Below are 13,562 nucleotides of genomic sequence, written 5' to 3'. Positions count from 1 at the left end.
ACCATGGAACAACCCATGATTTTAGTGATTGATGATGATACCGAGATACGCAATCTCATTGAAATCTACCTAAAGAATGAAAGTTTTCAAGTCCTAAAAGCCGGAGATGGCTTGGAAGCTCTGGATGTCCTTTCTAATAATAATGTACACCTTATAATACTGGATGTCATGATGCCCAAACTTGATGGGATTCAAGCGTGTCTAAAAATTCGTGAGAAAAACCAAGTACCGATTATTATGTTATCTGCAAAGACTGAGGATATGCATAAAATTCATGGACTCAGCGTTGGGGCTGATGATTATATGACAAAACCCTTTAATCCCCTGGAGCTGGTTGCCAGAGTGAAGTCTCAGTTAAGGCGTTACCTTCGTTTTAGCCACTCTAATGAACCCACAGACGCTGCCAACGATGATGAAATCGATATCGGAAATTTAAAAATCAAGACGTCAACTCATCAAGTCATACTTAATAAGAAAGACGTTAAACTTACTCCTAAAGAATTTGCTATTTTAGAGCTGCTTGCCCGTCATAAGGGAATGGTCTTTAGTAGTGAACGGATTTTTGAAAGTATATGGAAGGAACCTATGATGGAATCCGAGAATACCGTCATGGTTCATATTCGAAATATCCGTGAGAAAATTGAGGATAATCCTCGGAAGCCCAGATATATTAAAAACGTTTGGGGAGTCGGATATAAAATTGAGTAAATTACGAATTAAAATTAGTCTGCAATTGTTTTTGGCAATTATAATAAGCTTTTTTGTTTCATTGGTAGTTTTAGGGATGGCTTTAAATTGTGTATCGAGGATTAATGTTGTTTTAGATATAGAACACAGGAGTCCTATCTTTATTATTGCCATCTTTGTAACAGTATTTGTTATCAGCGTTGGTATCTTTGCCTTTACCTTTTTTCTTATTATTAACAGAAAAATCAAATACCTTAAATATATCTCTCAACAAGTTAAGGATATTACCCATGAAGGGTTTGGTTCAAAGATCGAAATACGAGGTAATGATGAAATTTCAGACCTTTGCCTAAATATTAACATAATGTCTCAAGAGTTGAAGTCAAAATTTGATTACGAAAGAGAAATTGAAAATAGTAAAAGTGAACTGATTTGTGACGTTTCCCATGATTTACGAACTCCGTTAACATCAATCAAAGGGTATCTTCAATTGCTAAAGGATAAACAGTATAAAACTTTAGAAGAACTTGAAACTTATATAAACATTGCTTTTGGTCGAACCGAAATGCTTGAAGACTTAATTGAAAACCTGTTTGAGTACACCAAGCTTCAGGGAAAGGATATCAATCTAAATTATAAAAGATTATGTCTGAACGATATTGTTCGGCAAATCGTACTGGACTATGGGCCTCTGTTTGACAAAGACCGTCTAAATTTACAGACGTCTATCCCCAATGATAAATACTTTGTAAAAATCGACCCTGAAATATATGTAAGAGTTATAGGAAATTTATTGGGGAATGCACTCAAATACAGCCTTAAACCTGGGAATGTCTCTGTAAGCCTTTGCGCGGAGAACAACGGAGTAAAAATGACCATAACGAACAGAGCAAATTCCATCGACTCTGAAAGCTTAGCCCATCTGTTTGATCGGTTTTATAGACTTGAAAAATCCAGGTCTAAAGAAACTGGCGGTACAGGTTTAGGCCTTGCTATTGCAAAAAGTATTGTTGAGCTGCATGGCGGCTCTATTTGGGCGGAAACTCAAAATGAAACCCTTAGCTTTAATGTTTGGCAGCCGTTAAGTTAACAGATGAGTTTAATCAGCTTTTGGAGGGGGTTATGAGCTGGAATTCTTAGTTACGAAAGAAGCAAGTGTTACCTTTTTTACAGTAGTGTTAGTTATTTCTACCTGGTACCATATAAGGAAAACGAAGCAACAAACCAGCAAACAAAAAAACAGTCGACAAACCTTTGAAGGTTAGCCCCTAGTACCTTAATGATATAGGGGCTATGCACTATTAATATAAGTGCAACAACAAGCCGTTAATTAAATATTTCTTTAAAAGAACCAATATAATGATAATATCTGAAATTACTCCTTAGTACTGTATACCGAAATTATGGTTTTCAATGATACCAACAAATCTAATTTAATATCTCCCTACCCACAACCCCCACCTTAAAAACAAATTCCACCTCAACTATCGACTCCACTCTAACCTTCTCAACTAACTTCCTAAACAAGTCCCTATCAAACTTATCCAGCAGCTTGCCGTCCCTAGCCGCTAGATAAGCCTTGAACTCCCCAACAATTCTATTCCTCCACACCCTCTCAGCTTCATCATTCTTCAGCCTCTGCTTACTCGCCTGCAACCTTTCAATTTCAGCAGTCGAATACTCCTGATTATTCCGCACCGCATTCATCAGCTCTTGCTGAAGTTCTGCTATCTTGGCATCAATAGCCTCGAAGTCAAACTCCGGGCCACTAGTTTCTTCTATTATATAGGCCCCTTTATTAGCAATGATTCTGTTCATAGCCCGCACAAACGCCTGTTCCAAAGCTTTCTCCTTAACGGCCTTCATTTCACAGCCACCGCCAGTTTGATGGTTTATACATATCCAAACAATCTGCAGATTCTTACCACTTCCCCATCTACTGCGCCTGAATTTTGAACCGCAATTTCCGCAGAACAACTTACCGGAAAAAGCATAATCACTCGTGAACTTACTCTTCCCAGTCTTGGAATACCCCCGCAAGTTTGACCGTCTTTCAAATTCCGCCTGCACCGCAGCAAACTCTTCCTTAGAAACAATAGCTTCATGACTATCCTCAACATAATACTGGGCTGCATGGCCGGTATTTATCACACGCTTTTTTGTTAGAAAATCAACAGTGTAGGTTTTTTGGAGTAGTGCATCACCCATATATTTCACATTTTTGAGTATTCCAATCACCGTACTGTCGTACCACTTTCTTGGGCCAGGCTTCCAAGCAAAGTTATTAGAAATTCCCCTTTAGAATCCAAAGTGTTCACAGATTCTTTTTCGAAAAAAATCGCTACTCCTTTCTCCTTAAGTTGCCGTACATACTTCAAAGTATCAAGGGTATTACGGGCAAATCTGCTAATTGATTTGGTAATAACCATGTCAATCCTGCCTGCCATACATTCGTCAATCATGCGATTGAAACCCTCTCGTTTCTTAGTATTCGTGCCACTGATTCCTTCGTCAGAGAAAATTTCAACGAATTCCCAAGCCGGATTATTCTGGATGTAAGAGGTGTAATGTTCAACCTGCGCCTGCTAGCTGGATAATTGCTCTTCATTATCTGTTGAAACCCGAGCATAAGCACAAACTCTGAGTTTTGCCGTGGCCTCAAGACCTTTCAATTCTTGCATTGGTTTTGCTGGAATTACTGTTACTGTTGCCATTATAAAATCCCCCTTAGAAAATATTGTGACCGTGAGATTATCAAAGCTAAAGCAGTTTATAAATTGAAGTAGTTACTAAGAAACATGTACCTCCTACCAATATTTTCATAACATATAAATATAATAATTTTTTCTTGGAGGGCAATGTGATGAGCGAAACTAATTATGAAAGACATAAAAGAGGGGAATACTCTGACCCATCTCCCTACCCTGAAGTGAAAGTTCTTAGGCCTAATCTTAGATATGTTGAAATATTAATGGATGACTATGCGGGTATAGTTAGTGAATTTTCTGCCATTAGTCAATATCTTTATCATCATTTTTTATTTAGCCAAATTGATAAGGAGCTTGGGGATTTACTAAAAAACGTTTCAATTGCCGAAATGCTTCACATGGAAATACTTGCAGATACAATAATTAACCTTGGGGGAAATCCGGTTATAAGGGGTTCCAAAAGTTCACTTCAAGGGAATTTTTGGTCTGGAAAATTCATTTATTATGGAACAAATCTATGTGATCAATTGAAATCAGACATTGATGCTGAATATAAAGCAATAGAAGAATACCAAAAACACATTCGCTGCATTGAGGATTTTCATGTGCAAGCAATACTTCAGCGAATCATATTGGACGAAAAGGTTCATATTTGTCTCTTTAGTAAAGCCCTTCAAAAATATTGTGGCTCTGAGTATTCCGGGAAAACAACTGATATTCGATGATCAAATCTATTCAGCTTCAATTATTCAGGTATACTGTTACTGTTGCCATTTACAAAAACCTCCCTAGAAAATGTCGTGGCCTCGCTTCAAGGTATACGTTTCCTCGAAAGCAAGGCCATTTTTAAATTGGAATATTAATTTAGTTCGTTCTTTGACCACTATCTTTTCGACTAACTTCCTATATAAATCATCGTTAAACTCTGTAAGCTTGTCCCCCTGAGCCTCAAGTACGGCTTCGAGTTCTAAGGTTCTAGCCAAGCGAGTGTCTCGTTTATTGACTTTCGACATCCAATCGGATCGTTCTGCTTGAAGTTGGGTCAAGGTTTTAACCAGTACATCGTGTTCAGTTTTAACAAGATTGTGGTCTGCGTAACCTTTTTCTTCTATATAAAAAGAGCGCCCGTTCCTGTTTGATGAGTTTCTCAATTTCCTCATCTAACTTCGCGATGCGCTCATTATCTAACTCAGTTAACTTTTCTCGTTCCAATTTTGCCTTATAATCTCCTAACAATTTGGCTCGATCAGTGTAAAGCCGGTTAAACACTCTGATAAACAATCCTTTAATCGTATCTTCTTTAATCCTCCCTACTCCACAAGAATTTTTCCTTCCTATTGTATAATTCGTCTCACTATGGCAGCTTGCTCTTCGTTGATTACTCCAATGCATGTTTTGAGAAATCGAGGCCAGTTCTTCCTCGGCAACGGAACTTAGAATGCTAAACATGAGTTCGCTTTCGGTTGTTAGGGTATCTATCGCCTCTTTTTCGAACCGGACAGCAATCCCAAGAAGTTTAAGTTTACGGATAGTTTCCAAACAATCTTGAACGTTGCGTGCAAAACGGCTGATGAACTTTGTTATGATAAGGTCAAACTTCTAAAAAGGATCCTTTTGATCTATACTGTAAGAAATCTTTAATCATTTTAATAGTAATGCTACCAATGCTTTATTGCTTTCTAGGCAATTTCCGCAACCGGTTCCGACCTTTGTTACGGTTTGAACCTCTTCAAAGGATTTGGCGCCATTCTTGATCGCATTTACGATATCTTGGGCAGTGACTTTCATACAGCCGCATACAATTTGGTTTTCAGCGATTTTCTTTTTCAACAATAACTCATTGACTAAAACTTTATTACCCTCAACACAGTTTCCGCAACCTGTTCCGACTTTCGTTAAGGCTTGAACCTCTTCAAAGGAACTCGCCCCATTCTTGATCGCTTTCTTAATGTCCAGATCAGTGACTTTCATACAGCCACATACTACTTGGCTTTGTTCTTTAGAAAATATTTTTGAAATGAGTGATTTTAACATTTTCATCCTCCGTTATTTTAGTTTCTTTGAAATGGCATTATCAATTGATAGTAATCCTGCACCCTTAATTAGCAAGAAGAGGGAAATCATGAACAATGCAAAAACGTATTCAATACCGGAATTAGTGGGGCCATTTAAGAAGAAGCCATTAGCCCCGTGGACTTTTGCTATGGCTACCAAATTGACAATGGCAAGCCCAAGTGCAGCCGGACGAGTTAAAAAGCCAAGAATAATTGCGATCCCGCCAAAGAACTCAGTTAATATGGCTAAACCGCCTAATGCAGCGGGAATACCCAATGAAGAAAAGAAACCGATAGTGCCTGTCCACCCGTAACCGCCAAACCAACCCAGGAGTTTTTGAGCTCCATGAGCGAAAAAGATAATTCCCAATGCAAGACGCAAAATTAAGAAACTATTGGACTCAACTGTAGCGAATATTTTATTTTTCATTTTTAATCTCCTTCCAAAACTAACGTTTTTTAAATAATAGGTGGCGCCAACCTACTTTCATATATTAAGACGAAAAGATTTTTAAAAGGATAGGGGAGTTATAAAAAAAGTATTTGTTAATTTTATAGCTAGGCGATGCGGCTAGGCAGGCTACTTTGAGAATCCAGTTGTTAAGGAGTAAGAAAACGTAATCTTTTCGGAGTTAATTGGAATTTGGTTGAAATATTTTTTTACTCCAAATTTTAGCTAGAATAACGAAAGTTGGGTTAGTCTTCTCGCTCAGTCATGATACTTGTATCATTAACGGATAAAACAAACCTCCTGCTACAGAAATTAATTCTTTAGCAAGAGGTGATTGATTCATAGTCGTTAATCTATTCATTCCTTAAGCAGATAACTTGTCATAGATAGTGAACCCATGGTACAGGAATCATTGTATATAGAGAGCTGATCATGTTCATCCGCAGCACCCAATATATAAAACAGCGGATCAAGATGCTCTGATGTGGGTACCGATAGTTTGGCAGACACCCCCGCCAGCCGGTAATCGATGACACCTCGATATTTCTTTTCGAATATTGTTCCTTTGATAAAATCATCAAATTCAACGGCCCAGTCATAACCGCCTTTCATATCCCATTTAATATGTGCAAGGTTATGAACCACATTGCCACTAGCGAAAATCAATATCCCTTTGTCTCGTAGGGGTTTTAGTTCGTTACCCAAATTAAAGTGATAGTCGGGATTCTCATTCCTGCTGACGCTCATGTGATAAACAGGGATATCCGCTTCGGGATACATGATTTTCAAGATGGACCATATTCCATGATCAATGCCCCAGCTATTATCAATTAGCCCATTTCCCAAAATCAAATCTTTTGTAAAATGGGCTAATTCCGGTGCCCCTTTTGGCCGGTAATCAACCTCATATAGTTCTCTAGGGAAACCGTACATGTCATGAACTATTTCCGGATGGGGATCATCATTGATGCGAGTTCCATCCGTCACCCAATGGCCGGATATCGCTAAAATTGCTTCAGGTATTGGAATTTGTTTGGAAATTTCGACCCAATTCCGTGTAAACTGGTTATCCTCAATCGCGTTCATCGGGGAACCGTGCCCAACAAACACAACAGGCATCTTATTCATAGTCAACACCTCGTTTTAAACTTTTCTTACCAAACCATAATCCTGTTCAACCACTTTATTGAGATCCTCAAGCAGCTTTGCTACATCAATACCATGAGCCCTTGCACCTTGCTCAAGATTCTCAAACCGGGAAGCCATGCATCCGAAACAATGCAGGCCATGTTTTAAAAAGACTTCGACGGACTGCGGATACTTTTCCACGATATCTGTAATTTTCATTTGACCTGTAATCATTGAATTTTCCTCCTAATGGATAATTTATTCTATTCCAGCAGTAGTCAATTTAAACGAGCCCATATTCTCATAGCCATTACCTTGAGTTAAAGACTTGCGAAGGAGCATCCGGGCTCTGTGCAGCCGCCACTTCGCCAATTCAACTGAAATGTTAAGGATTTCTGCCACCTCTTTAGTAGAGCATCCATTGATTTCCTTTAAAGTGTACACCTCACGTTGTTCATTTGGTAGCTGTGAAATCGCCTTAAACAGCATCTTTCTCATCGCTGTTTTTTGACACTTTTGATCCGGGTCTTGAGTTTCGTCTAGTTTTGTTTCAAGTTCTTCAGCCGGATTTTCTTTACGACCAGATCGCTTGCGTTGGTAGTCAATTGTTGTATTAACGGCTATACGGTATAGCCATGTCGAGATTTTAGACTGGCCTTTGAACAATTGCCTTGACTGGAATGCCTTTATAAATGTTTCCTGGGCCAAGTCCTGGGCGATATGATAATCCCCGGTCATTCCATATATTAAGTTTATAATTTTAGGTTCATTATCCTTAATAATCGTTTCAAGAGAGGCTTCATTGTCTAGATCATTTAGTCCATATAAGTTTTCACGGATAATCATTGTCGGTCTCTCCTTTAATATTCTTGACAATCATTCTTTGATATCATCTCCTTTTTTAATGATCGTCATTAGTGCCACATTGCTTCCTTTAAAATTGATTTCATGAATTAAGACGAAATCGATTTGAAATAGATAGTGAAAATTTTTAATCGCCCCAAAGCCGATAACCAAAGTTTATCCGGGACCGCGGCTTAGAAGAATTAGAAAGGTCTTTGCAGTAAAAAACCAAAAAAGCGACCTTAGCACTTGAAGGTCGCTTTACTTTTTTATATTAATTCATACAACCATTGAAAATACTCATTTTCTAACTGTCCTACGGTAAACTTATTTCTTGCATCCATTAATTCAGGGTTAATTTCGCATTTATCGGCATCACGAAGTAAGATTATTCGCTCAGGTGCGTCCATATGTCTCCCCCCTAAAATATGCTCATATGAACTATGTATGATACCTTTTATAAAACTATTCTCAACTTAAGCAACATCTCTCATGCTATAGTATACATTTAATAATAAATCGAGCCTCTGGCTAAGTTGAATAACTTCAGGGTCGACAAGTGGTTTACTCGACCCCAAAGTATTTAATTTTCCTCGTAAAATCTCAATAGACTTCAGTATTTCTACAGCACTCATTCATCGTCTCACTCCAAATGGTAGATTTAGACATTATCTTAACACAATTGCTATTATATTCCGGGTGTTGATTAGAATCAATGAATCCGACAATATCTGTCATCTTATCATATTTAAGAAAAATTATGAAACGATATTAAAATTTTAATTGTTTTTGTACTGAAAAGCATTACATAAAACCTTTGATGCGAAAGATCCCTGTAAAGCCTAAATCCGAATCTTTTCCTCTCTCAAGAGAAAGGATTTCAGAATCTTACGAAGAATATTCTTAACATTATGTAAAATGTGCCACTTATTCCCTAAATCATAGTACCGATTAGAAAAGAAACAACTCCAATAAGGACTATCTAAAAAATCTTTTGAAAGAGAGATGGATGCCTGTTGAAACAGAGTTCTTTACTAGTGGTTGATGACAATCCGGGAATTCGAATACTTTTAGAAGACCTCTTTTCCTCTAAAGGTTACAAAGTAGGCACAGCTGCTTCGGGACTTGAAGCCTTAGAATTGGCAAAAAAACAGTTACCAGATCTAATAATATCGGACCTCAGAATGCCGGGAATTAGCGGCATCGAGCTTCGTGAGAGGTTACTTAGTTTCAATCCAAATATGAAAGTGATTTTGATGTCTGCATACGCGGACAAACAAGAAATGGATGAATTAGCTCGTCATTACATAATCGATTACATGTTAGATAAACCGTTTGATTTGGAACATTTAAGCGGTGTTGTTGATGACCTATTGAATAAGACGAGTACCGTTAGTATTTTGGCAAAATAAAACGACCCGATTTATCTTAAGATGTGATATCTGTTAAAGCCGCCCTTGCTGTGGGGCGGCTTTTGACATGATTATCGTTATGATCTTAAAAAGTATACATAATATCTGATTGCCCGCCAGATTAGGCTGACATTTTTTATCCTTCTATTATAAAGCAGCAATGCTTTTTTCCCCACCTTAATGCATGACTATTATGTATTGGCAGTGGTTGAGCGGTTTGTCAAAGGGGTGCCGCAACCATTTAAAACCTCAAGGTTTATAGCAGCTTGTTATATTGGAAAATTATGTCACTTCCCATCTTTGCAACATATATTGTATTGACCTTAAGAAAGGAGGAAAACTAATGTACGGAATGGGTTATGGTATGGGCGGAGCATGTGGTGGTACCAGTACTGGAGTTGGTGTAGGGATTATCGCTATTGCAATTTTAATTCTTATTGCTTTAGGCGTTATTTTTTAAAGGTATACTAGATCGGCCATCATTCAGGTTAGTAGCCTGTAATTATTTATTCTAAGTGATGAGAACAGAAGCCCTTGAGAATTAATCCCCATAAATAAGAATATTTGGAGGTGATTTTTTAGATGTATGGCTGTGTAGGAACTCCAATTTGCTGCCCACCGCAGTATTGTGTGCGAAACTATTATACGCCGCGCGTGGTTCCAGTTATTCATCCTGTTGTAAATGTTAATCGCTATAATGTTGTGAATGTTCCTCAACATGTTTATCAGCCTATGACAACAAACGTTGTTGTTGATCCGGGCCAAGGTTATGGTGGTTATGGTGGAAATTTAGGTTATAACCGACTCTTCTTTTAAATTTTTGAAGTATCAGAGTCGTGACGTAACTCTATGCTTCATCACGACTCTAATTTTCATTCTATTAGCGTTAATAGAAGTTACCTATAATAGCATTATGACCAGCAATTTAGCTTTTGTATGATTCCAACCAATCTTAATTGAAGAATTCGCTTAGTATGTATTGTATCTACAGTATTTACTTAATTTAACTATAATAAGAATACGTCTCCCCTTACCCAAAATTACACTTCATTTTTAATTGCCTAATCTTTATGAGCTGCTAAAAATCAGTTCATCTTTTTACCTACTGTTGATATGACAGCGCCACTATGGAAGCTATGGATCTTATTGCCTTTGGTATTTTTCAAGCATTCTGGACAACTTTTCTTATTGCTCCCAAAAAACTTTGTTCCATCAATCGCAGCAACAGTATATCCATCAATCGTTCCATTGTCGAAAACTTTATTCTCAACGGCTGTTTTTACGACGTTTTGATTGACTTGTTTTAGTCCTTCGAGATCTAGGACCTTCAGCGTATCTCTGATCGCATCAATTTGCGGCAACTTAGTTCCCCGGGGAAACAGTTTAGTGAACTCATGATTCTTTATCATGAAATTTAGTTCATTAAAACTTTTTATCCTTAGTAAGAAGCCAAAAAGCACAGGCAGAATAACTTAACCCGTGCAATAAGTGGGGTTAACTCTTCCGTCAGATAATTGATTCAAACCATGATCTATCTGATAAACATTCTTCATGTAGTTTACTAATTTTACAAAGTAGTTCTTTCGCATTTCATCCTCTCTTCCAATCTGATTTTAGCAGGAAGCAAGAGAGAGAAAAAGTCCGAATTTGATACACTTCTGAAATCTGTAATATTACCAATGAGATAAATGGTCTAATAGTGCTAGAGGCTAAACTGCTGTATTTCTGTGTCATAGATTATCCTTCTTTTTCTTCTTAGGCTTTGGAAGCGAAATTAGCGGTTCTAATATTGTTATGATCTCTTTACTAAATTCGGAATTATCTATGTCCAATATATAATGCTCCTTTGATCCATCATATGGAAAACCCTTCTCGGCATCTTTCATCTTTTCACTGATAGGGTCAAGCATTTTCACAAAAACTGTATTGTCACAGACCAGAAGTAATGGTTTCTCATTTACATAAACCATATACTCTCCAAACATTTTCTTATATCTGATCGAGCCCACATTCGAAATCTGTTCGCAGACATAAACAATATAGTCTAAACTAGTTGCCAAAATATTTCACCCCCTGGCATTATAACTAAAAAGTCCCCGCATCAAACACTCCGCCGCTTGACCACTAGCTAGCCTTTATCTCGGCGCTATTTCTTCTTGAGCTTAGCTGAGGCGGTAAGGTAGAGAGTGTGACTGGGTGATACAGATTTTTCTAATCAATTTTAATCTCATCCTTCTTTTTATATACAATACCATTAAATCTAGCAATAATTTCTCCATCTTCATCCAATATGTCAACATTATAATTTCCGATTTTCTTACTTGATGAAAGTTCTTTAGCTTCGGCAATAAGTATATTTCCTTTAGGAGGTCGAAAAAACGATATATTAGCATTTATCCCAAGTGATACTTGTCCATATGAATTAGATGCCGCAGCAAATGCAAAATCTGCCAAAGTAAATATCGCTCCTCCTTGGACAATATTAACAGCGTTTAAGTGATCATCCGTGATTTTCATGTTGGCTTTTGCATATCCGGGCTTTACTTCGACTAGTTTAATTCCTGCTAAAGCAGCAAACCTATCATTTTCTAGGTACTTCATAATATTTTTGCTCATATGTCCTCCTGTAAATATGTTGCTTATTTCTAGGAGATATCTCATGCTAACTGAATCATCCCGCTAGCCCGATTACCATCTGGTTCCCAACACCTAACACTCCTCTATAACCCATCCCCTCACCTCCCCAGTTCTCTGAGCGCCTTTGGATAGGTAAGGACATCCCATCCTGCGGGATTTAAAGAGTTCGTCAGATAACCAGCGGCTAGGTTTTGTAAAATACTGGGTATTTAAGATTGAGGATCGGGGAGTGTACGAAATTGGCGTCCGGGCCAGTCCTAACCGCTCTCTTTTCCTAATTATACCACCGTACCTCTACAAATTGTAAAAACCCAGAGCAACACGCCCTGGATTTGCAAAGTCGTTTAGATTATTTGGTTTTTAACCCCGCTCTCGCAGGTGGGCATTTTCACTTTACTTTTAGAGAAGTTGGAAAATCGAATCTACTGTAAGTTCCTATTGATTTCTCTCAATTAAGCTTTTGTACTTCCTTTCATTTCTCTTCCAATTAAATACACCTAGTCCTAATCCCCATAAAAAAAGAAAAGCAACGCCAAATGATGAGTTAGCAAGAAACTTATGGACATCTCCATGACCAAGTGCTGTTCCGATTATTCCGCCAAATAGACCTCCAACCGAAATTGCAATGCAATATAGGAATACATGCTTAATTGGCCCTTTCAGACGCTTTCTTTCCCACTTATGAATGAATTTATCCATTAAAGCTAACCTCCAATGAGATGACGATCATTAAATCTTCTCTGGAGACTCCATAAACCATTGAATCAATCCACAGTTAGTACATATAAGTATAGTAGCTGATTTGTTCAGCCAATCAAGATTTAGAAAGGTCGCTCCAGCAGTATTCAATTGTGCAGAACCATCTTCAAAAATGTCATTTTTACAATGAGGGCATATTACTTTGATATTTGCAACCTCATACCGACTTGGCCCAAATGACTCTTTTATAGCTTTAGCACCTTTTTTTAATCCTTCAATAAAATCCGACATTATGTCACCATCCCATTTTTACAAAACTTATTGCTTTCTTGCTCTTATGAACAAGAATTGAGGCTTCTTTGTTAATCTATCATATATATTAGGCTGAGCAATCTTGAATTGTTCAATTGGCATTGGCTCGAGTAGTTTTTCTATTATAAATCCTGCATCAATAACTGATGACACAATCTTGCTTAATGGCCGTCTATAAAATTGTACTTTCACTTTTCCGCAATTGGTATCCCATTCATCATCCAATAATTCAGTTGTAAAGTAATTGTCTCTGTTAAACACCGTAAAATCCATGAAAGGATGATGAACAGAGAAAATAAGTTCTCCAGTCTTTTTTAGGATTCTATTAAATTCGCTTATTCCAATTTTTAAGATAATGAAGCGTCAATGAGGATAAAATAACATCTAAAAACTCATCCTTTATAAAACCTAGTGGCTCATTTAAATCAGCCCTTACTACAACAGCTTTATTCCCAACTAGAATTAAATGAAACTGAATCTTTATTTATGGTTGGTCCATCTTGGTGCAGACAATTCAAGAAATATCCCCCTCAATAATTCACGGCACAATCCATATTTATCTAATTCCACTATTATCCTTTGTTTCCTGCAATAAGAATGTAAAAAGAGCGCCTAAAAACGCTCCGTTAGT

At 37.5% G+C, this 13,562-nt stretch carries 23 protein-coding genes; 5 read left to right on the top strand and 18 right to left on the bottom strand.

Annotated elements, in window-relative coordinates; all coding sequences use genetic code 11:
* Positions 1 to 15: 15 nt before the first annotated feature.
* Together DEAC_RS11990 and DEAC_RS11985 are read left to right on the top strand one after the other, a co-directional pair.
* Positions 16 to 708, top strand: a complete 693-nt coding sequence (locus tag DEAC_RS11990; protein ID WP_427846266.1) for a response regulator transcription factor — start codon at positions 16 to 18, stop codon at positions 706 to 708.
* Complete coding sequence (locus DEAC_RS11985; RefSeq protein WP_083996114.1) at positions 701 to 1,777, top strand: sensor histidine kinase; 1,077 nt, start codon at positions 701 to 703, stop codon at positions 1,775 to 1,777. Before DEAC_RS11990 ends, DEAC_RS11985 begins: the two co-directional genes overlap by 8 nt.
* Positions 1,778 to 2,115: 338 nt before the next feature.
* Here DEAC_RS11985 and DEAC_RS24955 read toward each other — a convergent pair whose 3' ends face one another.
* The 3 genes from DEAC_RS24955 to DEAC_RS24945 are packed head-to-tail and all read right to left on the bottom strand — an operon-like array spanning position 2,116 to position 3,401.
* A complete protein-coding gene (locus tag DEAC_RS24955; protein ID WP_053006408.1) occupies positions 2,116 to 2,925 on the bottom strand; it encodes a recombinase zinc beta ribbon domain-containing protein in 810 nt (269 codons plus the stop codon).
* A complete protein-coding gene (locus DEAC_RS24950) occupies positions 2,922 to 3,242 on the bottom strand; it encodes a recombinase family protein (protein WP_345788167.1) in 321 nt (106 codons plus the stop codon). The genes DEAC_RS24955 and DEAC_RS24950 overlap by 4 nt, the downstream gene beginning before the upstream one ends.
* Before the next feature lie 30 nt (positions 3,243 to 3,272).
* Positions 3,273 to 3,401: a hypothetical protein gene (locus tag DEAC_RS24945; protein ID WP_282434448.1), complete on the bottom strand. Its 129-nt coding sequence runs from the start codon at positions 3,399 to 3,401 to the stop codon at positions 3,273 to 3,275.
* Between the two features lie 149 nt (positions 3,402 to 3,550).
* Between DEAC_RS24945 and DEAC_RS11975 the strand changes: the two genes are divergently transcribed.
* Positions 3,551 to 4,120, top strand: a complete 570-nt coding sequence (locus DEAC_RS11975; RefSeq protein ID WP_047810278.1) for a ferritin-like domain-containing protein — start codon at positions 3,551 to 3,553, stop codon at positions 4,118 to 4,120.
* A 63-nt stretch (positions 4,121 to 4,183) separates the two neighbouring features.
* Here the strand turns inward: DEAC_RS11975 and DEAC_RS11970 are convergent, their stop codons facing one another.
* From DEAC_RS11970 to DEAC_RS22720, 9 genes are all read right to left on the bottom strand, one after another.
* The gene (locus tag DEAC_RS11970; RefSeq protein WP_152671396.1) at positions 4,184 to 4,441 is read right to left on the bottom strand and encodes a hypothetical protein; all 258 of its coding nucleotides are present in this window, start codon (positions 4,439 to 4,441) and stop codon (positions 4,184 to 4,186) included.
* 28 nt (positions 4,442 to 4,469) lie between these two features.
* Positions 4,470 to 4,979: a recombinase family protein gene (locus tag DEAC_RS24680; protein ID WP_345788166.1), complete on the bottom strand. Its 510-nt coding sequence runs from the start codon at positions 4,977 to 4,979 to the stop codon at positions 4,470 to 4,472.
* Positions 4,980 to 5,036: 57 nt separating this feature from the next.
* On the bottom strand, positions 5,037 to 5,429 hold the full coding sequence (locus DEAC_RS11960) for a (2Fe-2S)-binding protein (RefSeq protein ID WP_047810275.1): 393 nt from the start codon (positions 5,427 to 5,429) through the stop codon (positions 5,037 to 5,039).
* A 12-nt stretch (positions 5,430 to 5,441) separates the two neighbouring features.
* On the bottom strand, positions 5,442 to 5,879 hold the full coding sequence (locus DEAC_RS11955) for a DoxX family protein (RefSeq protein WP_014826371.1): 438 nt from the start codon (positions 5,877 to 5,879) through the stop codon (positions 5,442 to 5,444).
* 378 nt (positions 5,880 to 6,257) lie between these two features.
* On the bottom strand, positions 6,258 to 7,028 hold the full coding sequence (gene ygiD / locus DEAC_RS11950) for a 4,5-DOPA-extradiol-dioxygenase (protein WP_047810274.1): 771 nt from the start codon (positions 7,026 to 7,028) through the stop codon (positions 6,258 to 6,260).
* A 15-nt stretch (positions 7,029 to 7,043) separates the two neighbouring features.
* Positions 7,044 to 7,262 (bottom strand): DUF1858 domain-containing protein, encoded by a 219-nt coding sequence (locus DEAC_RS11945; protein WP_047810273.1) that lies wholly within the window; start codon positions 7,260 to 7,262, stop codon positions 7,044 to 7,046.
* 24 nt (positions 7,263 to 7,286) lie between these two features.
* On the bottom strand, positions 7,287 to 7,874 hold the full coding sequence (locus tag DEAC_RS11940; protein ID WP_047810272.1) for an RNA polymerase sigma factor: 588 nt from the start codon (positions 7,872 to 7,874) through the stop codon (positions 7,287 to 7,289).
* 266 nt (positions 7,875 to 8,140) lie between these two features.
* Positions 8,141 to 8,281, bottom strand: a complete 141-nt coding sequence (locus tag DEAC_RS23890) for a hypothetical protein (protein WP_200903127.1) — start codon at positions 8,279 to 8,281, stop codon at positions 8,141 to 8,143.
* 66 nt (positions 8,282 to 8,347) lie between these two features.
* Complete coding sequence (locus DEAC_RS22720) at positions 8,348 to 8,506, bottom strand: aspartyl-phosphate phosphatase Spo0E family protein (protein WP_083996110.1); 159 nt, start codon at positions 8,504 to 8,506, stop codon at positions 8,348 to 8,350.
* Between the two features lie 381 nt (positions 8,507 to 8,887).
* On the opposite strand from DEAC_RS22720, the gene DEAC_RS11935 reads away from it, so the two are divergent.
* Positions 8,888 to 9,283 carry a response regulator gene (locus tag DEAC_RS11935; RefSeq protein ID WP_047810271.1) on the top strand — a complete coding sequence of 132 codons (396 nt, stop codon included), beginning with the start codon at positions 8,888 to 8,890 and terminating at the stop codon, positions 9,281 to 9,283.
* A 582-nt stretch (positions 9,284 to 9,865) separates the two neighbouring features.
* On the top strand, positions 9,866 to 10,099 hold the full coding sequence (locus DEAC_RS11930; protein ID WP_047810270.1) for a hypothetical protein: 234 nt from the start codon (positions 9,866 to 9,868) through the stop codon (positions 10,097 to 10,099).
* A 269-nt stretch (positions 10,100 to 10,368) separates the two neighbouring features.
* On the opposite strand, the gene DEAC_RS23885 is transcribed toward DEAC_RS11930, so the two are convergent.
* The 6 genes from DEAC_RS23885 to DEAC_RS24190 form a co-directional block, all read right to left on the bottom strand.
* Entirely contained in the window at positions 10,369 to 10,692 is a 324-nt protein-coding gene (locus DEAC_RS23885) for a hypothetical protein (protein ID WP_053006407.1), read from the bottom strand.
* Between the two features lie 321 nt (positions 10,693 to 11,013).
* A complete protein-coding gene (locus tag DEAC_RS11920) occupies positions 11,014 to 11,343 on the bottom strand; it encodes a TfoX/Sxy family protein (RefSeq protein WP_047810269.1) in 330 nt (109 codons plus the stop codon).
* Between the two features lie 151 nt (positions 11,344 to 11,494).
* Complete coding sequence (locus tag DEAC_RS11915) at positions 11,495 to 11,899, bottom strand: PaaI family thioesterase (RefSeq protein ID WP_047810268.1); 405 nt, start codon at positions 11,897 to 11,899, stop codon at positions 11,495 to 11,497.
* A gap of 456 nt (positions 11,900 to 12,355) precedes the next feature.
* Positions 12,356 to 12,619 carry a hypothetical protein gene (locus DEAC_RS11910; protein ID WP_047810267.1) on the bottom strand — a complete coding sequence of 88 codons (264 nt, stop codon included), beginning with the start codon at positions 12,617 to 12,619 and terminating at the stop codon, positions 12,356 to 12,358.
* Between the two features lie 30 nt (positions 12,620 to 12,649).
* The gene (locus DEAC_RS11905) at positions 12,650 to 12,910 is read right to left on the bottom strand and encodes a hypothetical protein (RefSeq protein ID WP_047810266.1); all 261 of its coding nucleotides are present in this window, start codon (positions 12,908 to 12,910) and stop codon (positions 12,650 to 12,652) included.
* A 27-nt stretch (positions 12,911 to 12,937) separates the two neighbouring features.
* Positions 12,938 to 13,204 carry a hypothetical protein gene (locus DEAC_RS24190; protein ID WP_242847142.1) on the bottom strand — a complete coding sequence of 89 codons (267 nt, stop codon included), beginning with the start codon at positions 13,202 to 13,204 and terminating at the stop codon, positions 12,938 to 12,940.
* Between the last annotated feature and the right edge of the window lie 358 nt (positions 13,205 to 13,562).

Source organism: Desulfosporosinus acididurans (assembly GCF_001029285.1).
GTDB lineage: Bacteria > Bacillota > Desulfitobacteriia > Desulfitobacteriales > Desulfitobacteriaceae > Desulfosporosinus > Desulfosporosinus acididurans.
This window is presented reverse-complemented; position numbering and strand designations above follow the sequence as displayed.